The sequence below is a fragment of the Neorhizobium sp. DAR64872/K0K18 genome (genome assembly GCF_050500175.1).
GTDB classification, from domain to species: domain Bacteria; phylum Pseudomonadota; class Alphaproteobacteria; order Rhizobiales; family Rhizobiaceae; genus Neorhizobium; species Neorhizobium soli.
The window spans coordinates 23,268-49,861 of sequence record NZ_CP191446.1 but is presented as its reverse complement, the minus strand read 5'-3'; the positions used below and the strand labels follow the sequence as shown (position 1 = coordinate 49,861).

General features: G+C 61.2%; 26 protein-coding genes. 8 read left to right on the top strand and 18 right to left on the bottom strand.

The window, feature by feature from the left end:
- Positions 1-15: 15 nt before the first annotated feature.
- The 6 genes from ACQY1P_RS05625 to ACQY1P_RS05600 are packed head-to-tail and all read right to left on the bottom strand — an operon-like array spanning position 16 to position 5,437.
- Positions 16-948 (bottom strand): glutaminase, encoded by a 933-nt coding sequence (locus ACQY1P_RS05625; RefSeq protein ID WP_430255611.1) that lies wholly within the window; start codon positions 946-948, stop codon positions 16-18.
- A 3-nt stretch (positions 949-951) separates the two neighbouring features.
- The gene (locus ACQY1P_RS05620) at positions 952-1,635 is read right to left on the bottom strand and encodes an ABC transporter ATP-binding protein (protein WP_430255609.1); all 684 of its coding nucleotides are present in this window, start codon (positions 1,633-1,635) and stop codon (positions 952-954) included.
- Positions 1,635-2,384, bottom strand: coding sequence for an ABC transporter ATP-binding protein (locus tag ACQY1P_RS05615; RefSeq protein ID WP_062454234.1), 750 nt, complete (start codon positions 2,382-2,384; stop codon positions 1,635-1,637). The genes ACQY1P_RS05620 and ACQY1P_RS05615 overlap by 1 nt, the downstream gene beginning before the upstream one ends.
- Positions 2,377-3,354, bottom strand: coding sequence for a branched-chain amino acid ABC transporter permease (locus tag ACQY1P_RS05610; RefSeq protein WP_430255607.1), 978 nt, complete (start codon positions 3,352-3,354; stop codon positions 2,377-2,379). The genes ACQY1P_RS05615 and ACQY1P_RS05610 overlap by 8 nt, the downstream gene beginning before the upstream one ends.
- Positions 3,355-3,367: 13 nt before the next feature.
- Complete coding sequence (locus ACQY1P_RS05605) at positions 3,368-4,291, bottom strand: branched-chain amino acid ABC transporter permease (protein WP_113109262.1); 924 nt, start codon at positions 4,289-4,291, stop codon at positions 3,368-3,370.
- A gap of 9 nt (positions 4,292-4,300) precedes the next feature.
- Positions 4,301-5,437, bottom strand: a complete 1,137-nt coding sequence (locus ACQY1P_RS05600; protein ID WP_430255605.1) for an ABC transporter substrate-binding protein — start codon at positions 5,435-5,437, stop codon at positions 4,301-4,303.
- Positions 5,438-5,658: 221 nt separating this feature from the next.
- Here ACQY1P_RS05600 and ACQY1P_RS05595 point away from each other — a divergent pair, with 221 nt between their 5' ends.
- On the top strand, positions 5,659-6,483 hold the full coding sequence (locus ACQY1P_RS05595; protein WP_430255603.1) for an alpha/beta hydrolase: 825 nt from the start codon (positions 5,659-5,661) through the stop codon (positions 6,481-6,483).
- Here the strand turns inward: ACQY1P_RS05595 and ACQY1P_RS05590 are convergent.
- The 4 genes from ACQY1P_RS05590 to ACQY1P_RS05575 are packed head-to-tail and all read right to left on the bottom strand — an operon-like array spanning position 6,480 to position 9,962.
- Positions 6,480-7,001: a winged helix DNA-binding protein gene (locus tag ACQY1P_RS05590; protein ID WP_062454239.1), complete on the bottom strand. Its 522-nt coding sequence runs from the start codon at positions 6,999-7,001 to the stop codon at positions 6,480-6,482. The genes ACQY1P_RS05595 and ACQY1P_RS05590 overlap by 4 nt on opposite strands.
- Positions 7,002-7,056: 55 nt before the next feature.
- Positions 7,057-8,040, bottom strand: coding sequence for a TRAP transporter substrate-binding protein (locus ACQY1P_RS05585; protein ID WP_430241426.1), 984 nt, complete (start codon positions 8,038-8,040; stop codon positions 7,057-7,059).
- 20 nt (positions 8,041-8,060) lie between these two features.
- Positions 8,061-9,374, bottom strand: coding sequence for a TRAP transporter large permease (locus tag ACQY1P_RS05580; RefSeq protein WP_062454241.1), 1,314 nt, complete (start codon positions 9,372-9,374; stop codon positions 8,061-8,063).
- A gap of 3 nt (positions 9,375-9,377) precedes the next feature.
- Positions 9,378-9,962 (bottom strand): TRAP transporter small permease, encoded by a 585-nt coding sequence (locus ACQY1P_RS05575; RefSeq protein ID WP_430255601.1) that lies wholly within the window; start codon positions 9,960-9,962, stop codon positions 9,378-9,380.
- A gap of 197 nt (positions 9,963-10,159) precedes the next feature.
- On the opposite strand from ACQY1P_RS05575, the gene ACQY1P_RS05570 reads away from it, so the two are divergent.
- The 3 genes from ACQY1P_RS05570 to ACQY1P_RS05560 all read left to right on the top strand — a co-directional run bounded on the left by ACQY1P_RS05570 (position 10,160) and on the right by ACQY1P_RS05560 (position 15,870).
- Positions 10,160-13,786, top strand: coding sequence for a hydantoinase B/oxoprolinase family protein (locus tag ACQY1P_RS05570; protein ID WP_430255599.1), 3,627 nt, complete (start codon positions 10,160-10,162; stop codon positions 13,784-13,786).
- A 19-nt stretch (positions 13,787-13,805) separates the two neighbouring features.
- Positions 13,806-15,014 carry a TIGR03862 family flavoprotein gene (locus ACQY1P_RS05565; protein ID WP_430255597.1) on the top strand — a complete coding sequence of 403 codons (1,209 nt, stop codon included), beginning with the start codon at positions 13,806-13,808 and terminating at the stop codon, positions 15,012-15,014.
- A gap of 67 nt (positions 15,015-15,081) precedes the next feature.
- A complete protein-coding gene (locus tag ACQY1P_RS05560; RefSeq protein WP_430255595.1) occupies positions 15,082-15,870 on the top strand; it encodes a YdcF family protein in 789 nt (262 codons plus the stop codon).
- A gap of 18 nt (positions 15,871-15,888) precedes the next feature.
- On the opposite strand, the gene ACQY1P_RS05555 is transcribed toward ACQY1P_RS05560, so the two are convergent.
- Positions 15,889-16,353, bottom strand: coding sequence for a hypothetical protein (locus ACQY1P_RS05555; protein ID WP_092664052.1), 465 nt, complete (start codon positions 16,351-16,353; stop codon positions 15,889-15,891).
- 121 nt (positions 16,354-16,474) lie between these two features.
- Between ACQY1P_RS05555 and ACQY1P_RS05550 the strand changes: the two genes are divergently transcribed.
- The gene (locus ACQY1P_RS05550) at positions 16,475-17,128 is read left to right on the top strand and encodes a trimeric intracellular cation channel family protein (protein WP_430255593.1); all 654 of its coding nucleotides are present in this window, start codon (positions 16,475-16,477) and stop codon (positions 17,126-17,128) included.
- Here the strand turns inward: ACQY1P_RS05550 and irrA are convergent.
- Positions 17,125-17,541 carry an iron response transcriptional regulator IrrA gene (gene irrA, locus ACQY1P_RS05545; RefSeq protein WP_192078008.1) on the bottom strand — a complete coding sequence of 139 codons (417 nt, stop codon included), beginning with the start codon at positions 17,539-17,541 and terminating at the stop codon, positions 17,125-17,127. The two genes, ACQY1P_RS05550 and irrA, sit on opposite strands and share 4 nt — an antisense overlap.
- Before the next feature lie 306 nt (positions 17,542-17,847).
- Between irrA and fabA the strand changes: the two genes are divergently transcribed.
- From fabA to fabI, 3 genes are read left to right on the top strand one after another with little or no spacing between them, the layout of a single operon-like run.
- A complete protein-coding gene (gene fabA / locus ACQY1P_RS05540) occupies positions 17,848-18,363 on the top strand; it encodes a 3-hydroxyacyl-[acyl-carrier-protein] dehydratase FabA (protein WP_062454248.1) in 516 nt (171 codons plus the stop codon).
- Positions 18,364-18,410: 47 nt separating this feature from the next.
- Entirely contained in the window at positions 18,411-19,634 is a 1,224-nt protein-coding gene (gene fabB / locus ACQY1P_RS05535; protein WP_062454249.1) for a beta-ketoacyl-ACP synthase I, read from the top strand.
- Between the two features lie 4 nt (positions 19,635-19,638).
- Positions 19,639-20,445, top strand: a complete 807-nt coding sequence (gene fabI, locus ACQY1P_RS05530) for an enoyl-ACP reductase FabI (RefSeq protein WP_430255591.1) — start codon at positions 19,639-19,641, stop codon at positions 20,443-20,445.
- Between the two features lie 37 nt (positions 20,446-20,482).
- Here the strand turns inward: fabI and ACQY1P_RS05525 are convergent, their stop codons facing one another.
- The 6 genes from ACQY1P_RS05525 to rbfA form a co-directional block, all read right to left on the bottom strand.
- On the bottom strand, positions 20,483-21,130 hold the full coding sequence (locus tag ACQY1P_RS05525) for a tetratricopeptide repeat protein (RefSeq protein ID WP_062578492.1): 648 nt from the start codon (positions 21,128-21,130) through the stop codon (positions 20,483-20,485).
- Between the two features lie 83 nt (positions 21,131-21,213).
- The gene (locus ACQY1P_RS05520; protein WP_092664058.1) at positions 21,214-22,221 is read right to left on the bottom strand and encodes a class I SAM-dependent methyltransferase; all 1,008 of its coding nucleotides are present in this window, start codon (positions 22,219-22,221) and stop codon (positions 21,214-21,216) included.
- Between the two features lie 92 nt (positions 22,222-22,313).
- Entirely contained in the window at positions 22,314-24,446 is a 2,133-nt protein-coding gene (pnp, locus tag ACQY1P_RS05515; protein ID WP_062454253.1) for a polyribonucleotide nucleotidyltransferase, read from the bottom strand.
- A 339-nt stretch (positions 24,447-24,785) separates the two neighbouring features.
- Positions 24,786-25,055 carry a 30S ribosomal protein S15 gene (gene rpsO, locus ACQY1P_RS05510; RefSeq protein ID WP_062454254.1) on the bottom strand — a complete coding sequence of 90 codons (270 nt, stop codon included), beginning with the start codon at positions 25,053-25,055 and terminating at the stop codon, positions 24,786-24,788.
- Positions 25,056-25,199: 144 nt separating this feature from the next.
- The gene (gene truB, locus ACQY1P_RS05505; protein WP_430255589.1) at positions 25,200-26,129 is read right to left on the bottom strand and encodes a tRNA pseudouridine(55) synthase TruB; all 930 of its coding nucleotides are present in this window, start codon (positions 26,127-26,129) and stop codon (positions 25,200-25,202) included.
- 16 nt (positions 26,130-26,145) lie between these two features.
- Positions 26,146-26,556, bottom strand: coding sequence for a 30S ribosome-binding factor RbfA (rbfA, locus tag ACQY1P_RS05500; RefSeq protein ID WP_192078003.1), 411 nt, complete (start codon positions 26,554-26,556; stop codon positions 26,146-26,148).
- Between the last annotated feature and the right edge of the window lie 38 nt (positions 26,557-26,594).

Genomic DNA, 26,594 nt, shown 5'->3' with positions numbered 1-26,594 from the left:
GAAGGGAGTGTTGTGTCAGTGCCCGAACACGGACCAACCGGTTTCATCCGCCAGCATTTCGAGCGCCAGCGAACCGACCAGCGAATTGCCGTTCTGATTGAGACCTGGAGACCAGACGGCCATTGATGCGCGTCCCGGCGCCACGGCCATGATGCCGCCGCCGACACCACTCTTGCCGGGAAGCCCGACCCGATAAGCGAACTCGCCGGAGCCGTCATAGTGGCCGCAGGTCAGCATGAGGGCGTTGATGCGCCGTGCCCGCTGGCTTGAGACCACGGTGTGCCCGGTCATCGGGTTGCGGCCATTGGCGGCGAGGAATAGACCGGCCCGCGCCAGCTGGGTGCAGGTCATGGAGATGGCGCAGTGGTGGAAATAGACGCCGAGCACATGCTCGACCGGATGCGAGAGCTTGTTGAAAGAACGCATGAAATTGGCAAGCGCAATATTTCGGTAGCCGGTCGCTTCCTCGGATTTCGCAACCGACGGGTCGATCGCGATCGTTTCGTCATCCGCGAGATAGCGGACGAAGCGCAGGATCTCCCCGATCGCCTCGCGCGGCGTATGGCCAGCAAGAACGAGATCGCTGACGGCAATCGCGCCGGCATTGATGAAGGGGTTGCGGGGCTTTCCGGCCTCCTGTTCGAGCTGGACAATGGAGTTGAAGGGAGAGCCCGACGGCTCCCGACCGACCCGGTTCCAGGTGGTTTCGCCATGCTTGCCGAGTGCGAGCGTCAGCGTGAAAACCTTCGACACGCTCTGGATCGAGAAGGGTTCGGCACAATCACCAGCGCTATGGACCTTGCCGTCGACGGTGACGACCGCCATGCCGAACTTGCGTGGATCGACATGGGCAAGCTGGGGAATGTAATCGGCCACCTTGCCCTCGCCCAGCCGGCTCTGCAGCTTGGCATGGATCCGGTCGACGATGGTTTGCAGATCGTCCGTCATTGCTCACACTCCGAGATATCGATCCTGCAACCCTGGTGTCAGATCGGCTGGTGCGCCGGTCCAGACGCTTCTGCCGTTTTCGAGGATGACGCACCGGTCGGCAACCGGCAAGAGCTCGGACAGCGTCTTGTCGACCAGGAGAATGGACAGGCCCTTCGTCTTCAACTGGCGCAGCGCCTTCCAGATATCCTGGCGGATGACAGGGGCAAGCCCTTCCGTCGCCTCGTCGAGGATCAGCAGGCGCGGATTGGTCATCAGCGCGCGTCCGATCGCCAGCATCTGCTGCTCGCCACCTGAAAGCGATCTCGCCATCTGCGCATGCCGTTCCTCCAGACGGGGAAACAGGGCATTGATCTCTGAGACGGTCCATTCACCGGGTCTTGCGGCGGCGACCAGGTTTTCATGAACGGTCAGGTTCGGGAAACAGCGGCGGCCCTCGGGGACGAGCCCCACACCCAGCCGCGCCACCTTGTAGGGGGCCAGCTTGCCGGTGTCCTTGCCATCGAAGAGGATGCGGCCGGTTTTCGGGCTCAAGAGATTGCAGATCGACTTGATGGTCGTGGATTTGCCCATGCCGTTGCGTCCCATCAGGGCCACGACCTCGCCTTCCGCCACCGAAAATTCGACGCCGAACAGCGCCTGGCTGCTGCCGTAGTAGGTGGCGATATCCTGGACATCGAGCAGCATCAGGCATGATCTCCCAGATAGGCGGTGCGAACCGCCGGATCGCGCCTTATATCCTCGACCGTGCCGGTTGCGATGATGCGGCCATAGACCAGAACCGATATCCGGTCGGCCAGCGCGAAGACGGCATCCATATCGTGTTCCACGAGCAGGATCGGCGCTTCCTGCCGCAGCGTGTCGAGAAAACCGGTGAGCCGTTTCGAACCCTCCGGCCCCATTCCCGCCATCGGCTCGTCGAGAAGAAGAGCCTTCGATTGCAGGGCCAGCGCCATGGCGATCTCCAGCTGGCGTCGCTCGCCGTGGGAAAGCTCGGCCGCCGGCAGGCGTGCCCGGTCGGAGAGGCCGACGCGCTCGAGGATCGCCATTGCAGGATCGATCAGCGATCTGTCGCGCATCACAGGTCGGAAAAAGCCGAAACTCGATCCTTGCCTCGCCTGGACCGCCAGCATGACGTTACGCAGCGCCGAAAACTCGGGCGCGAGCGACGACACCTGAAACGTGCGACCAAGCCCCCGTCGGGCGCGAGCGGCAGCACTCAGTGCGCCGATGTCTTCACCCGCGAGGCGGATCGTGCCGCTATCCTGCTTGAGCGTGCCGCAGATCTGGTGAATCAGGGTCGATTTTCCGGCACCGTTTGGACCGATCAGTGCGTGGATTTCGCCCGGCTTCAGGTCGAGCGTGATGCCGTCGGTGGCACGAAGCGCTCCGAAGCTCTTGACGAGATTGTCTATCTGGAGAACCGGCTCAACCATGTCTCGTCTTTCCGGCAAGCAGGCCCAGCAATCCGCCGCGGGCAAAGAGCACCACGCCGAGAAGGATGAGGCCAAGGAAGAACTGCCAGCGTTCGGTGAGGCCGCCCAGCGCGAACTCGAACGCCACATAAAGCGCTGCCCCTGCCAGCGGCCCGAAAAGCCGGCCGGTGCCGCCGAGAATGATCAGGACGATGAGTTCGCCCGACATGTGCCAGGCGAGCATGGACGGGCTGACGAAGCGGTTGAGATCTGCGTAGAGAGCGCCGGCAAGGGCCGTGATCATGGCCGAGATGACGAAACCTGCGAGCCGGATACGGTAGTGGTCTATGCCGAGGGCGGCAACGCGAATCTCGTTCTGGCGGGTGGCAACCAGCGCCGCACCGAACCGCGACGCACGGATCAGCGCGAAAAGGCCGATGCCGGCCAGCAGAACGGCATATGCGACAAAGAAGAAATTCAGCGGGCGCATCGTGTTCGTGCCCGGAAACTGGTTGCGCACCGCGATCGAAAGCCCGTCCTCGCCACCGTAAGCCGGCCAGGATATCGCAAAATAATAGACCATCTGCGCGAAGGCGAGCGTGATCATTATGAAATAGACGCCCGAGGTCCTGAGGCTGAGCGCCCCGATGGCGAGCGCCACCACACCGGCTGCGATGACCGCGACAAGCCAGATGATCGGCATCTGCGCCGTGCCTGAGAGATCGAACAGAAGCGGTTCGCCTGATAGCGCGTGGCTCGCAAGAATGCCGGCGGCATAGCCTCCGATGCCGAAAAAGGCCGCGTGGCCGAACGAAACCATACCGCCGAGGCCAAGCGCAAGATTGAGGCCGAGGGCTGCCAAAGCAAGGATAGCGATCCGCGTTGCAAGGGTTATGTAGAACGGCTGGCCGAGCGCGCTCGCGATCAAGGGGACAGCGAGCAGCAGCACAGCCAGCGTGAGATTGACTGCGTTTTCGCGGGTCAGCACCATCGTTGAACGGCTTTCATGCATGGGCTGGCGGAAACAGGCCGCGAGGTTTTACCGACAGGATGACCGCCATGACCACGTAGATCAGCATGGATGCCGCAGCGCCGCCGATCATGCCCGCCTGGGACGGGTCCATGAACAGGGTCAACAGTTGCGGCAGAAGAAGCCGGCCGAGCGTATCGGTGATGCCGACGAGCAGTGCGCCAACGAGCGCACCCTTGATCGAGCCGATGCCGCCGATAACGATCACCACGAAGGCGAGGATGAGGACCGGTTCGCCCATGCCGACCTGGACAGATTGCAGCGGGCCGACGATTGCGCCGGCAAGTCCCGCCAGAGCGGAGCCCAGTGCAAAGACCAGCGTATAGAGCGTGCGGATATCGACGCCGAGCGCGCCGATCATTTCGCGGTCGCTTTCGCCGGCCCGGATTCGCATGCCGAGCCGGGTCTTGCCGATCAGCAGATAAAGGCCGAGCGCCACCAAGGCACCGACAGCGATGATCGCCAGGCGGTAGACGGGATAGGTTGCATCCCCCGGCAGAGCGACCGCGCCCTGCAGCAACGGCGGAATATCGAGATAAAGCGGGAAGGAGCCGAACAGCCAGCGGGTGCCTTCGGAAAAGATCAGAATCAGCGCGAATGTCGCCAGAACCTGATCGAGATGGTCGCGATCATAGAGCCTGCGGATGACCAAGAGTTCGACAATGGCACCGGCCGCCGCTGCACAGGCGAGGCTGGCGACGAGGCCGAGCCAGAACGACCCCGTCCAGGCGGCAACGGCTGCGCAGGCGAAGGCGCCGACCATATAGAGCGAGCCATGGGCGAGATTGATCAGGCCCATGACGCCGAAGATCAGCGTCAGCCCGGCAGACATGAGAAACAACATGACGCCGAGCTGGATACCGTTCAGCAGTTGCTCAAGAGCAAGCGAGATGGTCACATGCTTCCCTTAGATCTTGCAGTCTTTGGCGTAGGCGTCGCCATGATCGGCAAAGATCTTCTCGACTGTCTTGTTGGTCAGAACGCCGTCCTTCTTCACCACTTCCGTCAGGTAGATGTCCTGGATCGGATGCTGGTTGGTGTTGAACTTGAACTTTCCACGCGGCGACTTGATGTCGGCTTTGAGAAGTTCGGCGCGGAAAGCCTCGGTATCCTTGACGTCTGCCTTGGCAGCGGCCGACGCGATCAGCTGACCGGCATCATAGGCCTGAAGCGCATAGATCGACGGCAGGCGATTGTATTCGGCCTTGAAGTCGGTGACGAATTTGCGACTGACGTCGGTATCGAAATCCGGAGCCCACTGCCCCGATGCCTTGGCGCCAAGCGCCGCATCGCCGATGGCCGGCAGGACGTCCTGGCTGAAGGAGAAGCCCGGGCCCATGACGGGGATCTTCACGCCCGACTGCGCGAACTGCTTCATGAAGGAAATGCCCATGCCGCCCGGCAGAAAGACGAAGATGCCGTCTGCACCCGATGCCCGCATCTGGGCGATTTCGGCGGCGTAATCGGTCTGGCCGACCTTGGTATAGACTTCGCCCGCCAGTTCGCCCTTGTAATAGCGCTTGAAGCCGGTCAGCGAATCCTTGCCGGCCGGATAGTTCGGCGCCAGGATGAACATCTTCTTGTAGGACTTGTTGGCATATTCGCCGACCGCCTCGTGAAGATTGTCGTTCTGATAGGCCGCGTTGAAATAGAGCTTGTTGCAGCCGGCACCGGCGAGCGCTGCGGGTGCGGCATTGGTCGAGACGTAGAACTTGTCCTGCGCAACCGCACCGGGAACGACGGCCATCAACAGGTTCGACCAGACGATGCCGGTGAGCAGGTCGACATTGTCGCTCTGGATCATCTTGTCGGCGATCTGGACGGCGAGTTCCGGCTTCTGCGCATCATCCTCGGTGACGACGGTGATATCCTTGTTGCCGGACTGCTTGATCGCCAGCATGAAGCCGTCGCGCGTATCGACGCCGAGGCCTGCACCGCCGCCTGACAGAGTGGTGATCATGCCGATCTTGAGCGGCTCGGCGATAGCCAGACCGGATGCGCCGAGGCTGAGTGCCATCGTGGCGGCTGCCAGGATTTTCTTCATCGTCATTCTCCCCTTTTTTATCCCCTGCTCCGCCAATCCATCGATGGCGGTGAAACCGTTACCTTCCACATTCGCCGGCAAACTTCCACCGCGTGCAAGCGCAAAAAGCATCACAAAGCAAACTATGCCGGCGAGGAGAAGTCTTGGAACAGCAGCGCAGGCTTTCCAGCGACATCGGGGGCGGGCTATGACGCTTGTCGGATCGAACAGGAGACAATCACATGCGCCACGGGATCATCGACTGGGACGACGCCTATGCCAATGGCCCGAACATTCCAAAGGGCGATCGTTGGCCTGCGGCCTGGGTGGAACCTGCACGACTGTACCGCGAGTCGCTCGCGGCCGAAGGCCGTGCAAAGCTCGGCATTGCCTATGGCGACAAGCCGCGCAACCGGTTCGATCTCTTGCTGCCCGCCGGAAAGCCGGTCGGCCTCGTCGTCTATGTCCATGGCGGCTTCTGGATCGCGCTCGACAACAGCTACTGGTCGCATTTTGCCCATGGTGCTCTGGAAAGCGGATATGCGGTGGCACTGCCGGCCTACACGCTTGCGCCGGAAAACCGGATCGCTGAAATTACCCGCGAGATCGGTGAGGCGATCACGGCAGCGGCAGAGCTGGTGGAGGGGCCGATCCGGCTTGCCGGGCATTCGGTCGGCGGGCATCTGGTGACGCGGATGATCACCAACACATCGCCGCTCGCAGAGCCGGTTCGCCAACGCATCGTCAACACGGTATCGATCTCTGGCGTGCATGACCTTCGCCCGATCATGAGGACGAAGATGAACGAGAAGCAGCGGATCGATCCTGAAGAGGCACAACGCGAAAGCCCGGCCTTGCTGGAACCCATCCCGAACACACGCCTCACCTGCTGGGTGGGCGGCAACGAACGCTCGGAATTCCTTCGCCAGAATGCGCTACTGGCCAACATCTGGAAGGGTCTGGGGGCCGAGACTGAAGCCGTCGAGGAACCGGACAGAAACCATTTCACGGTGCTGGACGGGCTATCCGATCCGAACCACCCGCTGACAAGAGCGCTTCTGTCCTAAAGGGACGCGGCGCCGCGGGCGGCCTGATCGTAGTGGCCGGAAAGGGCGCGAAGGCGGGCTGCAACATCCGACAGGGAGTCGGCGGACACTTCGGTTGCCAGCACGGATTTGACGAGCAGGCTTTCACGCATCGCCTTGTAGCGGGCGCAGGCGGCAGCACCCGCCTCCGTCACCATGACCAGCTTTTCCTTGCCGCGTCTGCCGGACTTGATCAGCTTCAGCCGTTCCAGCTTTTTCAGGGCGTAGGTCACCACATGCGTGTCTTCGATATTGAGGACGAGCGCGATATCGGCCAGCGTTTTCGGCTTGTTGCGGCTGTTGACGTTGTGCAGGACGAGAATGTCGACGGTCGAAAGATCGGGCACTCCGGATGCCGCCATGCAGCGCACCATCCAGCGGCTGAACGCATGATTGAGCATGGTGAGGCCGAACTCGATTTCGGACAGAGCCGGCAGCGCGCCGCTTGCAAGGTGCTCCGAAGAAACGATCGGGCCAACAGTGTCTATCGGTTCGGACATGAACTTCTCCGGAATGAGAGGGCGCCGCGGCACGATTGCCACGGCGCTTCCGAAATCACATCTTCTTGTAGGCGTCCAGAATGGCGGCGCCATCTGCGCCGGCTTTCTTGGACCAATCCTCGGTTAGCTTGGCGCCGATTGCGGAAAGACCGGTCTTCAGTTCGGCACTTGGCTCCAGAACCTGCATGCCGTTCTTCTTCAGCGTTTCCATGTAGGACGCCGTCTTTTCGGCGGCCATCGACCAGCCGCGGGTTTCTGCAGCCGCAGCCGCATCCGTCACGGCTTTCTGCGTGGCGGCGTCGAGGGCTGCGAACGCAGCCTTGTTGACGAAGATGACGTTCTTCGGGATCCAGGCCTGGGTGTCATAATAGTGGGTCAGGGATTCCCAGATCTTGCTGTCGACGCCCGTGGCGCTGGAGGTCATCAAGCCATCGACGACACTGGTTGCCAGAGCCTGCGGCAGTTCGGCAGCCTGGACGGTGACCGGCTGGGCGCCGACCAGTTCCGCAATACGCGATGTGCCGACATTATACGCGCGCCACTTCAGACCCTTCAGGTCGGCGACGGTGTTGACGTCCTTCTTGGTGAAGAGGCCCTGTGGCGGCCATGGCGTGGTGTAGAGGAGCTTCAGGCCCTGCTTGTCGAGCGCCTGTTCGATGGCGGGCTTCGAGGCCGTGTAAAGCTTCTTGGACTGTTCGAAGCTGGTGGCGAGGAACGGCACGACGTCGATCCCGAAGACCGGGTTTTCGTTTTCGTGCAGCGACAGCAGCACTTCGCCCGCCTGCGCCTGGCCGGTCTGGACCGCGCGCTTGATATCGGGGGCCTTGAAGAGGGAGGCATTCGGATGGACGGTGATCTTCAGCTCACCCTTGGTGGCCGCATCGATGTCCTTGGCGAACTGGTTGAGGTTCTCGACATGGTAGTTGGTCGGCGGATAGGCGGACGGCAGGACCCAGTTGGCTGCGAAAGACGATGCTGTGGACGCGAGGAGCGCGGCTGCGGCAATGCCGAGGCGGGCGAGTTTTCCAGTGACCTTCATTTTCAGTTCCCTCTTTGTGATTAACCCGGGAATGCCATTTTCGGCAGAACCATCACGATTTCCGGGAAAACCGTAATGATGGCGACGGTCGCCACAAGCAGGAAAAAGAATGGCAGCGAGGCTTTTGCCACCGTGAGGCTATCGCGCCCGCTCATCGTCTGCAGGACGAAGAGATTGAAGCCCACGGGCGGAGAGACCTCCGCCATCTCGACGATCAGCACCAGGAAGATGCCGAACCAGACGAGGTCGAAGCCGGCCTGCTGGATCATCGGCAAAACGACAACCGTGGTAAGGACGATCATCGAAAGACCATCGAGTGCCGCACCAAGCAGAATATACATGATCGTCAGCACCGCGATCAGCGCGTAAGGGCTGAGGTTGAAGCTATCGACCCAGGCAGCCAGCGCGTTCGGAATGCCGGTATATCCCATAGCGATCGACATGAAGCCGGCACCCGTCAGGATCAGCATGATCATGCAGGTGAGACGTGTCGCACCCATGACGCTGTCCCAGAAGGACTTCCAGCTGAGCGTTTTCGACCAGGCGGCAATGGCGAGCGAGCCGGCCACACCCCAGGCCGCACATTCCGTCGCCGTGGCCCAGCCGAGCAACAGCGTTGCGAAGACGAGGATGATCAGGAGGCTGACTGGGATGAGGTTGGCCGATTCCTTGAGTTTCTCTTTGAAGCTCATTTTCGGCGGCGCAGGCGGCTGCTTGTCGGGGTTGAGCAGCGACCAGACGACGATATAGCCGCAATAGAGGACCATCACGATCAGGCTCGGCAGGAAGCCGGCGAGAAAGATCTGGATGATCGAGACGTTGGCGGCGACCGCATAGACGACCATGGTGATCGACGGCGGAATGAGAATGCCGAGCGTGCCGGCACCGGCCAGCGAGCCGAGACTGACCATTTCGTCGTAGCCGCGCTTCTTCAATTCCGGCAGTGCGATTTTGGCGATCATCGCCGTGGTTGCAGCCGAGGAACCGGAGATCGAGCCGAACAGGCCGCATCCGAGAACGTTGACATGCATGAGCCTGCCCGGCAGCCAGCCAAGCCAGGGTGCCAAACCCCGGAACATCTCTTCGGACAGCTTTGTCCTGAACAGGATTTCGCCCATCCAGACAAACAGCGGCAGTGCCGCCAGCGACCAGGACGCGCCGTTGCTCCAGGAGTTGGTGGCCAGCACCGCGCCAAACGGGATGCCCGGCACGAAAAGCATGGCAATCAGGCCGCAGATCAGCAGCGAGAAGCCGATCCAGACTCCGGCGGCCAGAAGCGCCAGCAGCGCGACGAGGACGACGCCGGCGATTTCAACGAGTTCAATCGTTCCCATGCGTCAGGCCCCGCTCTGCATTGCGCGTTCAATCACTTCTTCGGCGGTTTCGGCAGGCGGCTTTTCGTAGCGCGGCGACCCACCGAAAAGCACGTGCAGAAGCTCGTCCGTCATGGCGACAGCCAGGATGATCAGGCCGCCGGAAAAACCCATCTGCGGGATCCATAGCGGCATGGCGATCACCCCCTGGGCGAGATCGTTGAACCGCCACGAGGTGACGTTCATGTCGAAAGCGTACCAGGCGAAGTAGAGGGCAGCGGCGGACCCAACCAGCAGGGCAAAAATCTCGACCATCTGGCGGGTACGGCCGGTGAACCTTTCTACCAGCAATCCGACGCGGATCATTTCGCCGGAGCGGAATGTATGGGCGAGACCGAGGAAGGCGGACGCCGCCATTGCCCAGGATGCGAAATCGTCGCCGGCCGGGACGTCTATCCCAAGCGGGCGGCCTGCGGATAGCGCGAGCATGATGAGGAAGATCGCGACCAGGAAGAGGCCGGCAAGCCAGCCCGACACGAGGTACAATCCGTCCAGCCCTTTGCGGAGCCATTCGGGGAAAATGCTGTGGCGTGGATCAGCGGCGGACACGGTTTGCCCTCCGCACAAGAATGCGTAGATCGCTCATATGGCTTCCCCTCGGTTGCCGGTAAGGCGCGGCTCTTCTGGCCACTTTGCCTGTTATAAAGGCATGATGCCGTACTGGGCATTTTGCTGTCAATCGATCATTGACGTTTTATCGACGAAATGTTCTCGTGGCCTTAAATCGATCGTTACGGAGGCATTGCATGGCGCAGGACAAGTGGGACATCTGGATCGACCGCGGCGGCACATTTACCGATATCGTTGGGCGCAAGCCGGATGGGACCCTTGTGGCCCACAAGGTCCTTTCGGAAAATCCCGAAGCCTATCGCGATGCTGCCGTGCAGGGCATTCGCGAGTTGCTGCAGGTCGAAGCTGGGCAACCTATTCCGGCCGAACTGGTCGGCGCTGTTAAAATGGGAACGACCGTCGCCACCAATGCGCTGCTGGAGCGCAAGGGCGAGCGGACGCTGCTCGTCACCACACGCGGCTTCAAAGATGCGCTGGCGATCGGTTATCAGGCCCGAACCGACATCTTTGCCAAGAAGATCGTGAAGCCCGAACTGCTCTACACGGCGGTCGTGGAAGTCGACGAACGCGTGCGTGCCGACGGAGAAGTCGAGGCGGAGCCGGACGAGGCGACGGTGCGCGCAGACCTTCAGGCGCAGTTCGATGCGGGCTACCGCGCCATTGCCATCGTTTTCATGCATGCCTATCGTTATCCGGCTCACGAACAGCTGGTCGCAACGATCGCCCGCGAGATCGGCTTTGCCCAGGTCTCTGTCAGCCATGAGGTTTCGCCGCTGATCAAGCTGGTCGGCCGCGGCGATACGACCGTCGTCGACGCCTATCTCTCACCGATCCTGCGCCGTTACGTCGATCAGGTGGCGAGCGAGCTTGGCACGGATGCGGAGACTGCCGGTTCTGAGGGACCCCAGCTGATGTTCATGCAGTCGTCTGGGGGCCTTACCGCGGCACGACTGTTTCAGGGCAAGGACGCAATCCTGTCAGGCCCGGCCGGCGGCGTCGTTGGCGCGGTCGAAACCTCGCGACTTGCCGGGTTCGACAGAATGGTCGGCTTCGACATGGGCGGCACGTCCACCGATGTTTCGCACTATGACGGAGAGCTTGAACGTTCGTTCGAGACCGAAGTCGCTGGCGTGCGGATGCGCGCGCCGATGATGTCGATCCACACGGTCGCGGCCGGCGGGGGCTCTATCCTGCATTTCGAAAACGGTCGGTTCCGCGTCGGCCCGGATTCCGCCGGCGCCAATCCCGGCCCGAAAGCCTATCGCCGCGGCGGCCCGCTCACCGTCACCGATGCGAACGTGATGCTGGGCAAGCTTTCACCGGAGCTCTTCCCTAGGATTTTCGGGCCCAACCGCGACGAGCCGCTGGATGCCGCCGCCGTGCGAAAAGCCTTCGAAGAGATGGCGACGGTGGTCGGCGATGGCCGAACGCCGGAACAGGTGGCGGATGGTTTCCTTGCCATCGCGGTCGAGAACATGGCCAATGCCGTCAAGAAGATCAGCGTGCAGCGCGGCTACGACGTTACGCATTATGCGCTGACCTGCTTTGGTGGCGCCGGCGGTCAGCATGCCTGCCTGACAGCGGACGCGCTCGGTATCTCGACGGTCCTGATCCATCCGTTTTCCGGCATCCTGTCCGCCTACGGGATGGGTCTTGCCGATATCCGCGCCACCCGCCAACGGACGGTTTCGCGGCCGCTTTCCGAAGCATTGGCGTCGCTCGACCCGGTACGCGACGAACTTTCCGCCAGCGTGCTCGCCGAAATGGGTTCGCAGGGCGTGGATCGAGCGCAGACCGAGGTGCTACACCGTGCTCATCTTCGCTATCAGGGAACGGATACGACCCTCTCGGTCGCGGTGACAGAGGCCGCCGAGATGACGGCAGCGTTCGAGACTGTCCACCGGAAGCAGTTCGGCTTTATCTTCGAAAACCGCGAGATCATCTTCGAGGCCTACGAGGTCGAGGCGATCGGCGGTGGTGCCGATGCATCGGAACCTGAGTTTGCGCTGGACGACGCGGCCCCAACGGCTGCGGAGCACACGCGGTTCTATTCCACGGGCGCATGGCGCGAGGCACCTGTCTATCGCCGCGCCGACATCAATCCCGGTGCGCGCGCGAGCGGTCCCTGCCTGATCGTCGAGCCGCACCAGACAATCGTGATCGAGGATGGCTGGGCATTCGAAGTGACCCGGCTCAACCACGTCGTCCTCAAACGTATCGTCACGCTGTCGCGTGCCAAGGCTGTCGGCACCCAGGCGGATCCGGTTCTGCTCGAGGTCTTCAATAACCTGTTCATGTCAATCGCCGAGCAGATGGGCGTGACGCTGCAGAACACGGCGTCGTCCGTCAACATCAAGGAACGGCTGGATTTCTCCTGCGCCGTGTTCGACGAGAACGGCGCGCTTGTCGCCAATGCGCCGCATATGCCTGTTCATCTCGGATCGATGGATCGATCCGTCGAAAGCATCATTGCGCAGAACCAGGGCAAGATCCGTCCCGGCGACGTGTTCGCGTTGAACGCGCCCTATAATGGCGGAACGCATCTGCCAGATATTACGGTGGTCACACCGGTGTTCGATGACGCGGGCGGGAAAATCCTGTTCTACGTCGCCTCGCGCGGTCACCATGCCGATGTCGGCGGGACCGCGCCGGGATCGATGACGCCGCTGGCGACCACGGTCGACGAGGAAGGCGTGCTGTTCGACAACGTGCTTCTGGTCGATCGCGGCAGGTTCGACGAGGCGGGCATCACCAACCTCCTGTCCGACCACCCCTACCCGGCCCGCAACGTTGCGCAGAACGTCGCAGATTTAAGGGCGCAGATCGCTGCCAACGAAAAGGGCGTTTACGAAATGCGCCGGATGATCGCGCAGTTCGGGCTCGATGTCGTGCAGGCCTATATGGGCCACGTCCAGGACAATGCGGAGGAAAGCGTTCGCCGTGTTCTGGAAAAGCTTGGCGACGCGGAGTTTTCCTACGCGACCGACCAGGGCAGCACGATCAGGGTCAAGATCACCATCGACAGGCAAAAGCGCGAGGCGACGGTCGATTTTACCGGCACCAGCGAGCAGAAAAAGAACAATTTCAATGCGCCCGAACCGGTGACGCGCGCGGCCGTTCTTTACGTGTTCCGCGTGATGGTGGAGAGCTCGATCCCGATGAATGCCGGGTGCCTGAAGCCGATCCGCATCATCGTGCCTGATGGTTCGATGCTCAAGCCGCAATATCCAGCAGCGGTCGTTGCCGGAAATGTGGAAACGTCGCAGCACGTGACGAACGCGCTGTTCGGCGCGCTTGGTGCCATCGCGGCAAGCCAGGGCACGATGAACAACCTGACCTTCGGCAACGCCACCTACCAGTATTACGAGACGCTGTGCTCCGGTTCGCCGGCCGGTCGCTTCAACGACGGCAGCGGCTTTGCCGGCACCGATGCTGTCCATGTGCACATGACCAACTCGCGTCTCACCGATCCGGAAATCCTGGAGACGCGCTATCCGGTGCTGCTGGAAGATTTCCACATCCGCGACAATTCCGGCGGTCAGGGACGGTTTACGGCCGGCGACGGCACGAAGCGGACAATCCGGTTTCTCGAAACGATGGATTGCGCCATCCTCTCCTCGCATCGGACACTCCGCCCCCACGGCCTTGACGGCGGTGGAGAGGGCGAGCTCGGGATCACCACCGTGCGCAGGCTCGACGGCTCGATCGAGACACTTCAGGGCTGCGCCCAGACGGTGATCGAGGCGGGCGAAGCGGTGACCGTGACCACGCCGACGGCCGGGGGCTATGGCAAAACGGTGTAATCTGCCGTAACTGGAGATCATGACCAGACAGGTTGCGATCATAGGCGGTGGGCCGGCGGGACTGATGGCGGCGGAGCATCTTTCCGCTGCCGGATTTTCGGTGACCGTTTACGAGGCGATGCCGACCTTTGGGCGGAAATTTCTGCTGGCTGGAAAGTCCGGGCTCAATATCACCCATGCGGAGGATTTTGATCGGTTTGCCGGACGTTTCGGCTCGCCTTCCTCGCGGATGCAACCGGCGCTTGATGCGTTCACGCCATCGGATGTTCGCGCCTGGGCACAGGAGCTCGGGACGGAAACATTCGTGGGGACATCGGGCCGGGTTTTTCCCGTTGCCATGAAAGCATCGCCACTGCTGCGCGCCTGGCTTGCCCGGCTGGGCAACCAGGGCGTGGTGCTGAAGACCCGCCATCGCTGGACGGGGTTCGAAGGCGGCGGTTACCGATTTGAAACTGTTGATGGCGACCTTCTCATCCGCCCGGATGCGGTCATTCTGGCGGTTGGTGGCGCAAGCTGGCCACGGCTGGGTTCGGATGCGGCCTGGGTGCCGTGGCTGAAGGCCGAGGGGATTGCGGTAACGGAGTTCCAGGCGGCCAATTGCGGCTTCGACGTTGCGTGGAGCGACGTGTTCGTCGAGCGTTTTGCCGGGGCACCGCTCAAATCCGTCTCGACGCGATCGGATGCGGGCACCTATCAGGGCGAGTTCGTGATTTCGAAACACGGGATCGAAGGCAGCCTTGTCTATGCGCATTCGGCAGTCCTGCGTGAGCTGATCAACAGGGATGGAAAGGCGGCTCTTGATGTCGACCTCGTGCCGGGCCGCAGCTTTGAGCGTCTCGTGCGCGACCTCTCGCGGCAGGATGCGAAAGCGAGCTTTTCCAACCGGCTGCGCAAGGGTGCAGGCCTCGACGGTGTCAAGGCGGCCTTGCTGCGCGAGCTGATACCGGATGTGAACCGGATGCCGCCGGAGGATCTGGCGCGGGCGATCAAGGCGCTGCCGATCCCGCTGCTGCGTCCTCGCCCGATTGCGGAAGCGATCTCCTCGGCCGGTGGCATCGCCTGGGACGAGCTCGATAGCGGCTTCATGCTGGAGCGGCGTCCGGGTCTGTTCGCGGCCGGCGAGATGCTCGACTGGGAGGCGCCGACCGGCGGCTATCTTCTGACCGCCTGCTTTGCCACGGGTCTTGCCGCAGCGCGCGGCGTTGAAGACTATCTCAAGACAGAGTGACCGTTGCCGCGTTCACCATCGGCCCGCGACAGGATAGACTGGCCGGGACTCAAACAGACGACGGTCCATGTTTTTCATTTCCAAGCTGATCTGGCTGCTCGCGCAGCCGCTTTCCATCGCCTTCCTGCTTTCGGCGCTTGCCGCTCTCTTCGCGTTTTTCGGCCTGCGGAAGCTTTCCGGCATCTCGGCACTTCTGAGTGCGCTCACCCTGTTCGTCACGCTCTATACGACGGCGGGCGCATTGGCGCTGCAGTCTCTCGAGGCTCGCTACGCCAAGCCGGCAACCGATCCTGCAGACCTCTCCTGCATGATCATTCTCGGCGGTGCATTCGAGAGCGAGGTGACGGCCGCACGGGGTGGCATCGAGTTCAACCAGGCGGCGGACCGGTTTATCGAGGCGGGTCGGCTGGCGCTGCAATTTCCGCAGTCGCGCATCCTGATTTCCGGCGGCGACGGATCGTTCAGTGGGGTCTATGAAGGCGAAGCGCAGGCGTCCGAACGGTTTTTCACAGCCTTCGGCATAGCGCCGGACCGGGTGGTGAAGGAAAACACGTCGCGCACCACCTACGAGAATACGCAGAATACGGCCGACATCCTGAAACAGCAGGGCTTCAGCGATTGCGCGCTGATCACCTCGGCCTTCCACATGCCCCGTTCCGTCGCCCTGTTTCAGAAGGCGGGCATTCAGGTTCGCCCGTGGCCGACCGACTTTCGCACCAGCGGCATCGTATCCGCCAAGCTCGATTTCACCCAGCCGGCGCTCAATGCGCAGCTGACGGCGACGGCCGCGCGGGAATGGATGGCCGTTCTCGGCTACACGCTGGCCGGCCGGATCGACAGCATCAAGGCGCCCTGATCCCTGAAGGGGCCGCGATTACTGTTTCGAGATCGTCACGAAACGACCGCCGCGGACGCGGACCCGCATGACGCAGGGCGCGGCATCGGTGCGCTCGCAGAACCGCGGATGCATCTGCAGCATGAACACCATGTTGCCGAAATACTGGACGAAATCGTAGCCGTAGATCTGGGCGGTGGCGATCATGATATAGCCGCCCTCCTTCGCCTGGACGTAGAAGTTCTGCGGGCAGCCATCTGCATTGCATTTGGGGCCGCGAACGCCGTCGCACGTCAGGTCGCTGTGATCGGTGACGACGTCCGTTATGCCATCATTGTTGATGTCGAAACGTTTGACGAAGCCCGGACCGAACTCGACTTTTCCGCAGGTTTTCTGGAAATGGCTCTTTTCCGTGACTTCCGGATCGCTGAACAGTTTCTGCTGGGCTGACGCGAAGGTCGGCAGCAGGACGAGAGCGACCAGAAGTATCAAGACCTTGTTCACCGCACCTACCCATATTCTCAAATCATCTGTTCATGACATCATCGGACCTGACCGGAGATGCCGTTGCCGTCGTTAGCGTGATCATCTAGAGCAATGCACTTGCGCGACGCTGGAGAATGGAATGTCCCTGCTGATGATCCTCGATTATGCCGGCATCGCGGTGTTTGCCGCAACCGGTGCGCTTGCGGCATCAAGAAAGGAGCTCGATCTCATCGGGTTTCTGTTCTTTGCAGCCGTGACCGGGCTCGGCGGCGGCACGGTGCGTGACATCATTCTTGGCCGGACCCCGGTCTTCTGGGTTCTCGACCCGACCTATATCCTGATCTGCGTCGTCACCGGGGTCGTGGTCTATCTGACCGCGCACCGGGTTGAGTGGCGATATCGCCTGTTGATCTGGCTCGATGCGGTGGGCCTTGCTGCCTATAGCGTGCTTGGCGCGGCAAAAGGACTGGCCGCCACCGGGTCGCCGACGATCGCCATCATTACCGGCGCGCTGACAGCGGCATTCGGCGGGATCCTGCGCGATCTTCTCGCCAACGAGCCGTCAGTCCTGTTGCGCTCGGAAATCTACATCACGGCCTCTATTGCCGGCGCTGCCGCGTTCACGGCGGCACAGGCACTCGGCTTTCCGCAGTATGTCAGTTCAGGCGTCGGTGTGCTGGTCGCCTTTGCGTTGCGGGGCGGCGCAATCCATTACGGCTGGACGCTGCCACGCTACAAGTCGCGGCCGGGGCGGCCGGCAGATGAGGCAATCAAGGGCAGGACCAAAGACTAGGCGCGCTTTTCGCGCAGCCGGATGATGACGTCGACATGGGCGATTTCCATGCCCTCGGGCGCATCCGGGAGATTGCCGATTTCCAGATTGCTGATCGGGATATCCAAAACCTCGTTGCGCCCTTCGACAAAGAAGTGATGGTGATCGGAAATATTGGTGTCGAAATAGGTGCGTGCGCTCTCCACCGCGAGAACGCGGATGAGGCCTGCCTCGGTAAACTGGTGGAGGGTATTATAGACGGTTGCGAGCGAGACCGGCACGCCGGCTTCTGTGGCTTCCGCGTGCAGTTCCTCGACCGTCAGATGCCGATCACCCTTTGCAAACAACAGATCCGCCAACGCGACGCGCTGCCTCGTCGGTCGAAGGCCGCAATGGCGCAATCTAATCTCGATGTTCGGCATGGCATCCGCCATATGTGCTTCGGCTCCAACCGTTTTGTCACACGGGATCTAATCTGATTTCCGATATAACTTTTAAGATGAATTCTTTCAATAGTGTCCCTTAGCACGTCCTTCCGCGGTCGGCAAAAACGCTAATTTTCGGTGTTTTACCACTGGTTTGCGCTCTCCGCTTCCTATATGCGGACCTGAATGCGATGCTTCCGCAGCTGCAGTCTTCCCCAGACAGCACCTGTGTTGTCATGGCAAGACTTCAATTTCGGCCCATATTGCTCTAAAGCTTGGGAAACAAAAGCTTCAAACGGGGGGAAACGGAAATTCATGTCCACCAGACAGTCCAGCTTCAGCTACGAAGAAATCCTCTCTTGCGCCCACGGTGATCTGTTTGGTCCCGGCAATGCGCAGCTGCCGTTGCCGCCCATGCTGATGGTCCACCGGATCACGGAGATCTCGGAAACCGGCGGTGCCTTCGACAAGGGTTACATCCGCGCTGAATACGACGTGCGTCCGGACGACTGGTATTTCCCCTGCCATTTCGAAGGCAACCCGATCATGCCGGGCTGCCTTGGCCTTGACGGCATGTGGCAGCTGACCGGCTTCTTCCTGGGCTGGCTGGGTGAACCCGGCCGCGGCATGGCGCTTTCGACCGGCGAAGTGAAGTTCAAGGGCATGATCCGCCCGGACACCAAGCTTCTGGAATATGGCATCGACTTCAAGCGCGTCATGAGGGGTCGCCTCGTGCTGGGCACCGCCGACGGCTGGCTGAAGGCCGATGGCGAGACCATCTATCAGGCGACGGACCTCCGCGTGGGTCTCTCCAAGGAAAAGACCGCCTGAAACTGCTTGCAAAGCGCAGCTGACGAAAACAACAAAGGTTTGATGAAATGAGACGGGTAGTTGTCACTGGGCTCGGTATCGTGTCCTCGATCGGTAACGACGCAGCCGAAGTCACCGAGTCCCTGCGGCAGGCAAAGTCCGGTATTTCTTTCTCGCCGGATTTCGCCGAGCACGGCTTCAAGTGCCAGGTCTGGGGCAAGCCCAACATCGATACGACGGAACTCGTCGATCGCCGCGCCATGCGCTTCCTCTCCCAGGGTGGAGCGTGGAACCATGTGGCGATGAAGCAGGCGCTGGCCGATTCCGGACTTGAGGAAAAGGATTACAGCGAGAACGAGCGCACCGGCATCATCATGGGTTCGGGCGGTCCTTCCACCCGCACCCTGATCGAAGCGGCCGAGACGACGATCAAGAACAACAGCCCGAAGCGGATCGGTCCGTTTGCCGTGCCGAAGGCGATGTCTTCGACGGCGTCGGCAACGCTTGCGACCTGGTTCAAGATCCACGGCGTCAACTACTCGATCTCGTCGGCCTGCTCGACGTCTGCGCACTGCATCGGCAATGCCGCGGAGATGATCCAGTGGGGCAAGCAGGACGTGATGTTTGCCGGCGGCCACGAGGATCTCGACTGGACCATGTCGAACCTGTTCGACGCGATGGGCGCCATGTCCTCCAAGTACAACGACCAGCCTGCAACGGCTTCGCGCGCTTATGACGCCGACCGCGACGGTTTCGTCATCGCCGGTGGTGCAGGCGTTCTCGTGCTTGAAGAACTGGAGCATGCCAAGGCCCGCGGCGCCAAGATCTATGCGGAACTCACCGGCTACGGCGCCACATCCGATGGCTACGACATGGTCGCACCATCTGGCGAAGGCGCCATCCGCTGCATGCGTCAGGCGCTTGCCAACGTGGAAGGCGAGGTCGACTACATCAACACCCACGGCACCTCGACACCGGTTGGCGATTCCAAGGAAATTGGCGCCATCCGCGAAGTGTTCAAGGACAAGATCCCGCACATCCAGTCGACCAAGTCGCTGACCGGCCACTCGCTCGGCGGTGCCGGCGTGCAGGAATCGATCTATGGCCTGCTGATGATGCAGGAACGCTTTATCGGTGAAAGCGCGCACATCCAGACGCTGGATCCGGAATTTGACGGCGTGCCGATTGTTCGCAAGCGGATCGACAATGCCAAGATCGACACTGTGCTCTCCAACTCGTTCGGCTTCGGCGGCACCAACGCTACGCTCGTCTTCCAGCGTCATAACGGATAATTTGATGTCCGGGATCATGCAGGGCAAGCGCGGCCTGATCATGGGCGTTGCCAACAACCACTCGATCGCCTGGGGAATTGCCAAGGCGGTCGCGGCACAGGGTGCGGAAGTGGCTTTCACCTATCAGGGTGAAGCGCTGGGCAAGCGGGTCAGACCGCTTGCGGCCGAACTCGGGTCGGATTTCGTGGTGCCCTGCGACGTCGAGGATATCGCATCTGTCGACGCGATGTTTGACGCGCTTCGGGAACGCTGGGGTACGATCGACTTTCTCGTTCATGCCATCGGCTTCTCCGACAAGAACGAGCTGAAGGGCCTCTACGCCGACACGACGCGGGAGAATTTCTCGCGCACGATGGTGATCTCCTGCTTTTCCTTCACGGAAATCGCCAAGCGCGCCGCAGCCCTGATGCCGGATGGCGGCTCTATGCTGACGCTGACCTATAACGGTTCACAGCGCGTCATTCCGAACTACAACGTGATGGGCGTTGCCAAGGCAGCGCTTGAAGCCTCGGTGCGGTATCTGGCCGCCGATTTCGGCCCGAACGACATCCGCGTTAACACGATCTCCGCCGGCCCCGTGCGCACGCTTGCCGGCGCCGGGATTTCGGATGCACGGGCGATCTATGCCTGGAACCAGCAGAACGCGCCGCTGCGCCGCACTGCCACGATCGAGGATATCGGCGGCTCCGCGCTCTATCTGCTGTCCGATCTCTCCCGCGGTGTGACCGGCGAAGTGCATTACGTCGATGCCGGCTACAGCATCACTTCACTGCCCAGCCTCGACAAACTGCGCAAGTCCGACGCTCAGTAGGGTTTAGCGCCTGCTATCCTAACATGGGCGGGCATTCTCAAAATGCGTTCAATTCCCGGATCGCGTCCGCATTGCCGGCGTTCGCTGCCTGCTTGAGCAGTTCTTTGGAGCGCCGTGGATCGCTCGCTCTGATCAACTGCGAAAGCTTCAGCTGTGCCCAGTGATCGTGGGTGAAAGGCAGGCTCTTTTCGAAATAGCGCTGCGCAAGGGCAAGGTCCTTTGCGACACCCTCCCCGTCCATCAGCATGAAGGCCAGCATGTGGTATGCCCACAGGTTGCCTTTCTTGGCGGAGCGTTCGTACCAATCGACGGCCCGTGACGGATCAACCTGCAGGCTCAAGCCCTTCTGATAGAACCAGCCGACCTTCAGCTCCGCATGCATGTCGCCAGCGTCGGCGGACTGGCGATACCAGCGAAGCGCTTCCGGAAGATTGATTGGGACACCTGAGCCTATCTCATAAGCTTCACCGAGCTTGTATGCTGCCGCAGCGTTGCCGTTCCTGGCTGCGAGCCGGAAGTAATGCGCAGCGATGCGAAGGTCATCCGGCCCTTTGACCTTGTATTTGCGATAGGTTTCCGCGGTGTTGAACCATTCCCAGGTCAAGCGAACACTGGCGCGCGGCTCTCCGGCGCTCGCCGTTTCAGTGGCGATCAAGAGCAGAAGTGCTGAAACAACGCCTTTCATACAAAAACCCCGACAGCTCGAACGCAACTTCAGTGTGCATTCGAGCTGTCGGGACGGGCAATCCTAGATTTTGAGGGGTGACGTTACTTCTTCGCCCACAGGATCTTGAAGCGGGCGTTGCGGCAGGTTTCGCCGTATTCCCGGAACGCTTCCTCGAGCACCGGCTCGTATTGCATGCCGCGATTGGCGACCAGCATCAGTCTGCCGCCGCTTCTGAGCGCGCCTGCCGCCGTGCGGATCATCGTCTTGCCCAGTTCCGGATCCGCAGCCTGCGTCTCATGGAAGGGCGGGTTCATGATGACGAGGTCGTATTTTTCCTTCGGCGGCTCGGTTCCCAGATCCTGCCAGAAGAAGCGGGCTTCGAGATCCGGGCAGTTGTGCGCAACGTTCTGTTTTGCAAATTCCAGCGCCCGGTGATCGGCCTCGAACAGGTCGATCCGGTTCACGCGGGGCGAACGCTCGGCGAGCATCACCGAAAGATAACCCCAGCCGGCACCGAAATCAGCGGCATTGCCGTCGAAATCCGTCGGGAAGCGGCTTACCAGAAGTTCGGAGCCCGGATCGATGCGGTCGTGCGAGAACATGCCGGGAGCGGCCTGGAATCGACCGTCGACCGTCACAGCTGTCTTTTTCAGTGCCTGGATCGCGCCAGACGCATCCTCCGGCCGGCCGAACCAGATCGCAACGCCGTGATACTTCGGCGCGTAGTCCAGCGTGATGCCGAGCTTCAGGAGCATCGTGCGAATGGGTGCGATACCGTCTTCCTTGCCGCCGGCAACGACGATCACGCCGCCGACCTTCACCCGCGCAAGCGCTTCGGCGATGCGGTTTTCGTTTTCGCCACGATGCTTTCCACACAGGACAAGCGCACCGTCGTAATCCTCGCCCTCGGGCTCGGGAAACGCGTTGTCGCGCAGGCTGCGGAACAGTGGGCGGAACGGCTGGATGGCCGTGATCTCCGCATCAAACCCGTCAGGCAGGGCATTGCCCGCTTCCGCACCCAGAAACAGTATGCGCTCACCCTCGCCGGGCGTTTGGATCGCGTCGGTGGCGAAGGGATGGAAAAGGGTCTTCAGGGCTTCTCGGGTCATGATCGGATCTCGGGCGGTCGTGTCGTCGGTGAAAACAAAAAAGGCGCGGAAGTTATTCCTTCCGCGCCTCGATCTCTCGATAGGTCGAGGGCTTATTCGGCAGCTTCGCCGTCAGCCTTCTTGACTTCCTGGCCGGTGGCCTGGTCGACGGCCTTCATCGACAGGCGAACCTTGCCGCGCTCGTCGAAGCCCATCAGCTTGACCCAGACCTTCTGACCTTCCTTGACCACGTCCTGGGTCTTGGCAACACGGTCGGAAGCGAGCTGGCTGATATGGACCAGACCGTCGCGGGCGCCGAAGAAGTTGACGAAGGCGCCGAAGTCGGCGGTCTTCACAACGGTACCTTCGTAGATGGTGCCGACTTCCGGTTCAGCAACGATCGAATGGATCCACTTGCGGGCCGCTTCGATTTCCTTGCCGGAGGCGGAGGCAATCTTGACCGTGCCGTCGTCTTCGATGTTGATCTTGGCGCCGGTCTTTTCAACGATTTCGCGGATGACCTTGCCGCCCGAACCGATGACTTCACGGATCTTGTCGACTGGGATGTTCATCACTTCGATGCGCGGTGCGAATTCGCCGAGTTCCGAGCGACCTTCGGTGATGGCGTTGGCCATTTCGGCGAGGATGTGCTTGCGGCCACCCTGTGCCTGGCCGAGCGCGACCTTCATGATCTCTTCGGTGATGCCGGCGATCTTGATGTCCATCTGCAGCGAGGTGATGCCGTCGACAGTACCTGCAACCTTGAAGTCCATGTCGCCGAGATGATCTTCGTCACCGAGGATGTCGGAGAGAACGGCAAAGCGTTCGCCTTCGAGGATCAGGCCCATGGCGATACCTGCAACAGGCTTTGCGAGCGGGACGCCAGCGTCCATCAGAGCAAGCGATGTGCCGCAGACGGTTGCCATCGAGGACGAGCCGTTCGACTCGGTGATCTCGGAGACGACGCGCAGCGTGTACGGGAACTGTTCAGCCGTTGGCAGCATCGGACGGATAGCGCGCCATGCGAGCTTGCCATGGCCGATTTCGCGACGTCCTGGGGAACCCATGCGGCCGGTTTCACCAACCGAGTAGGGAGGGAAGTTGTAATGCAGAAGGAAGCGTTCCTTGTACATGCCGGTCAGTGAATCGACATACTGTTCGTCTTCGCCGGTGCCGAGCGTCGCAACAACGATCGCCTGGGTTTCGCCGCGGGTGAACAGGGCCGAACCGTGGGTGCGCGGCAGGATGCCGACTTCCGACACGATCTTGCGAACAGTCTCGAGATCACGACCGTCGATGCGGCTCTTGGTGTCGAGGATGTTCCAGCGAACGATCTTCGCCTGCAGGTGCTTGAAGGTCGCGCCGATGACTTCGGCCGGGTACTTCGGCTCTACGCCTTCCGGGAAGAAGTGCGCCTTGACCTTCGCCTTGACGGCGTCGACGGCAGCGTAGCGTTCAGCCTTCTGGGTGTTCTTGTAGGCGGTGCGCAGTTCGGCTTCGAAGTGCTGCAGCATTTCGGCTTCGAGCGCGGAATGATCTTCCGGCTGGAAATCGCGTGGCTCCTTGGCGGCAACTTCAGCGAGCTTGATGATCGCGTCGATAACCGGCTGGAAGCCCTTGTGGCCGAACATGACGGCGCCGAGCATGATCTCTTCGTTGAGTTCCTTGGCTTCCGACTCGACCATCAGGACGGCGTCCTGGGTGCCGGCAACGACGAGGTCGAGAACCGACTCGTCCATCTCGTCGAGATGCGGGTTCAGAACGTATTCGCCGTTGATGTAGCCGACGCGTGCGCCGCCAACCGGGCCCATGAAAGGAACGCCAGAGATCGTCAGGGCAGCGGAGGCTGCAACCATCGACAATACGTCCGGATCGTTTTCAAGGTCGTGCTGGATGACGGTAACGACGACCTGGGTCTCGTTCTTGTAGCCTTCCGGGAAAAGCGGGCGGATCGGACGGTCGATCAGGCGGGAAACCAGCGTTTCCTTTTCCGACGGGCGACCTTCGCGCTTGAAATAGCCGCCCGGGATCTTGCCGGCGGCATAGGTCTTTTCCTGGTAGTTGACGGTCAGCGGGAAGAAGTCCTGGCCGGGCTTGGCCGACTTGGCCGAAACAACGGTGGCGAGAACGACGGTTTCGCCGTAGGTGGCGAGAACCGCGCCGTCAGCCTGGCGGGCGATCTTGCCCGTTTCAAGCTTCAGCGGGCGGCCTGCCCATTCGATTTCGACGGAGTGGGTATTGAACATATGGTGTCCTTTAATGCGGGAGCACGCGCAGTGCCGTAGCCGGCGCAGTGCATAGTCGACCGCAATCGATGTGACAGATCACGGGCAAGACAACGGGAGGCTTCGGGTCGGCGACTTCGGTGGTCGACGTCTGATCAGGGTCTTTGAGTGATCCCTGGTCGAAAGCATCCGGCAATCCTGCCCCATGACAGGTCAACGGTTTGGTTTTTGCAGATCCGGCCCATCCGGGTCTGCGGGCATTCTTGCGGCGCGAGATAAAGCGCATCGCAAACATTGCATCGGACGCTTGGCCCGAATGAGAAACCGGCAGGCGCCCGATTGAGCGCCCGCCGGAAATTTTTAGCGGCGAATGCCCAGAGCAGCAATCAACTTGCTGTAACGGGATTCGTCTTTCTTCTTGACGTAGTCGAGAAGCGAACGACGTGTGGAAACCATGGTCAGAAGGCCACGACGGGAGTGGTTGTCCTTCTTGTGGCCCTTGAAGTGTTCGGTCAGATTGTTGATCCGCTCGGTGAGGATCGCAACCTGGACTTCCGGCGAACCGGTGTCGCCTTCAACGGTTGCGTATTCCTTGATGAGTTCGGCCTTGCGCTCTGCAGTGATCGACATCGTGTTATCCTTTCGAATATGAGGATTATGGGTCGCCTAAGGCCGGGATGTCGTCCAGTCTTGGCCGTGAAACGCAAAACAGGCGGAAAAGCCTGCTTTTGCTGGCGGTGCCTATAGACCATTCAAGGAGAGAATGGAAGAGGCTCAGCCAAACACCCGCTTGGGACGGAACTCTCCCTGGCCGATCTCGCCGATGGCGAGCAGCTTGCCGCGCACGGTCGCATAGGCTTCCGCTTCGTCAGCCGGTGCATCGCGGCCGCGCAGGATAATCGGATTGCCCATCTTGATGCGGTGGGCCTGATCGTCTGTGACAGGCAGATGCGGCAGGCTGGAAAGCGCTTCAGACGTGTTGATCATGAAGGCATCAAGGGCTGCCAGCCGTTCGTCGCGATCCTCGATCTGTTCCAGCGCCACAAGTTCGGAGAGCGGCACCATGCGGTCTTCGGCAAAGGGCGCAACGAAGGTGCGGCGCAGTTCCGAGATATGACCGTAGCAGCCGAGATCGCGGCCGAAGTCGCGGGCGAGCGCCCGAACATAGGTGCCTTTGCCGCATTCCACTTCGAAATGCGCCTTGTCTGCCGTTACGCCGAGCAGCGTCAGGCGGAAGATCTGGACCTCGCGCGACGGGATCTCGACAATTTCGCCGTCGCGGGCGAGGTCATAGGCCCGTTCGCCGGCAATCTTGATGGCGGAAAACTGCGGCGGAATCTGATTGATCGTGCCGGTGTAGTTCGGCAGAAGCGCGCGGATCTCTTCTTCGCTCGGACGGCTGTCGGACGATGCTGTGACGGCGCCTTCGAGGTCGTCGGTCGACCGTTCCTCGCCCCAGGTGACGGCGAATTCGTAGATCTTCCGCCCATCCATGACATAGGGCACTGTCTTCGTCGCATCGCCGAGCGCGATCGGCAGCATGCCTGACGCAAGCGGATCAAGGGTGCCGGCATGGCCGCATTTCTGGGCGTTGAACAGCCACTTGATCTTGGACACGGCTTCGGTCGAGCCGAAATCGATCGGCTTGTCGAGAATAAGCCAGCCGGAAACCGGCCGGCCCTTTGCTTTGCGGGGTTTGGACATCAATACTTCTTGATTGTTATTTCTGGTCTTTGGTTTCGTCGCTGTTGAGATCACGCTGGACCTCCGGCGAGCGAAGCAGCTCGTCGATCTTCTTGTAGTTGTCGAAGCTCGTATCGTCGCGGAAGCGCACTTCCGGCATGTATTTCATCTGACGGAGCTGGCCGGCTATGCGGCCGCGGATATACTTGGCATGCCGGTTGAGCGCTGCGATCACGACGTCATGGTCAGCGACGCCAAGGGGCGTCACATAGGCAGTTGCGACCTTCAGATCGGTCGACATGCGCACTTCCGAAACGGAAATCACGGTTTTCTCGAGCAGGTCGTCGCGCACTTCGCCACGTTGCAGGACCTGGGTAATGGCGGCGCGTACCTGTTCGCCAACACGAAGCATGCGCTGCGACGGCGCCGAGGATGTGGGCTTGGTCATGTTGTTTCTTTCGTATAACGCCGCCGGGGCTCGTCCCG

Excerpts from the sequence above, each read along its gene's own strand:
- ACQY1P_RS05625 (WP_430255611.1), bottom strand. The coding sequence starts at position 948 with ATGACGGACGATCTGCAAACCATCGTCGACCGGATCCATGCCAAGCTG.
- ACQY1P_RS05620 (WP_430255609.1), bottom strand. The coding sequence starts at position 1,635 with ATGCTGCTCGATGTCCAGGATATCGCCACCTACTACGGCAGCAGCCAG.
- ACQY1P_RS05615 (WP_062454234.1), bottom strand. The coding sequence starts at position 2,384 with ATGGTTGAGCCGGTTCTCCAGATAGACAATCTCGTCAAGAGCTTCGGA.
- ACQY1P_RS05610 (WP_430255607.1), bottom strand. The coding sequence starts at position 3,354 with ATGGTGCTGACCCGCGAAAACGCAGTCAATCTCACGCTGGCTGTGCTG.
- ACQY1P_RS05600 (WP_430255605.1), bottom strand. The coding sequence starts at position 5,437 with ATGAAGAAAATCCTGGCAGCCGCCACGATGGCACTCAGCCTCGGCGCA.
- ACQY1P_RS05595 (WP_430255603.1), top strand. The coding sequence starts at position 5,659 with ATGCGCCACGGGATCATCGACTGGGACGACGCCTATGCCAATGGCCCG.
- ACQY1P_RS05590 (WP_062454239.1), bottom strand. The coding sequence starts at position 7,001 with ATGTCCGAACCGATAGACACTGTTGGCCCGATCGTTTCTTCGGAGCAC.
- ACQY1P_RS05585 (WP_430241426.1), bottom strand. The coding sequence starts at position 8,040 with ATGAAGGTCACTGGAAAACTCGCCCGCCTCGGCATTGCCGCAGCCGCG.
- ACQY1P_RS05580 (WP_062454241.1), bottom strand. The coding sequence starts at position 9,374 with ATGGGAACGATTGAACTCGTTGAAATCGCCGGCGTCGTCCTCGTCGCG.
- ACQY1P_RS05570 (WP_430255599.1), top strand. The coding sequence starts at position 10,160 with ATGGCGCAGGACAAGTGGGACATCTGGATCGACCGCGGCGGCACATTT.
- ACQY1P_RS05565 (WP_430255597.1), top strand. The coding sequence starts at position 13,806 with ATGACCAGACAGGTTGCGATCATAGGCGGTGGGCCGGCGGGACTGATG.
- ACQY1P_RS05560 (WP_430255595.1), top strand. The coding sequence starts at position 15,082 with ATGTTTTTCATTTCCAAGCTGATCTGGCTGCTCGCGCAGCCGCTTTCC.
- ACQY1P_RS05550 (WP_430255593.1), top strand. The coding sequence starts at position 16,475 with ATGTCCCTGCTGATGATCCTCGATTATGCCGGCATCGCGGTGTTTGCC.
- irrA (WP_192078008.1), bottom strand. The coding sequence starts at position 17,541 with ATGGCGGATGCCATGCCGAACATCGAGATTAGATTGCGCCATTGCGGC.
- fabA (WP_062454248.1), top strand. The coding sequence starts at position 17,848 with ATGTCCACCAGACAGTCCAGCTTCAGCTACGAAGAAATCCTCTCTTGC.
- fabB (WP_062454249.1), top strand. The coding sequence starts at position 18,411 with ATGAGACGGGTAGTTGTCACTGGGCTCGGTATCGTGTCCTCGATCGGT.
- fabI (WP_430255591.1), top strand. The coding sequence starts at position 19,639 with ATGTCCGGGATCATGCAGGGCAAGCGCGGCCTGATCATGGGCGTTGCC.
- ACQY1P_RS05525 (WP_062578492.1), bottom strand. The coding sequence starts at position 21,130 with ATGAAAGGCGTTGTTTCAGCACTTCTGCTCTTGATCGCCACTGAAACG.
- ACQY1P_RS05520 (WP_092664058.1), bottom strand. The coding sequence starts at position 22,221 with ATGACCCGAGAAGCCCTGAAGACCCTTTTCCATCCCTTCGCCACCGAC.
- pnp (WP_062454253.1), bottom strand. The coding sequence starts at position 24,446 with ATGTTCAATACCCACTCCGTCGAAATCGAATGGGCAGGCCGCCCGCTG.
- rpsO (WP_062454254.1), bottom strand. The coding sequence starts at position 25,055 with ATGTCGATCACTGCAGAGCGCAAGGCCGAACTCATCAAGGAATACGCA.
- truB (WP_430255589.1), bottom strand. The coding sequence starts at position 26,129 with ATGTCCAAACCCCGCAAAGCAAAGGGCCGGCCGGTTTCCGGCTGGCTT.
- rbfA (WP_192078003.1), bottom strand. The coding sequence starts at position 26,556 with ATGACCAAGCCCACATCCTCGGCGCCGTCGCAGCGCATGCTTCGTGTT.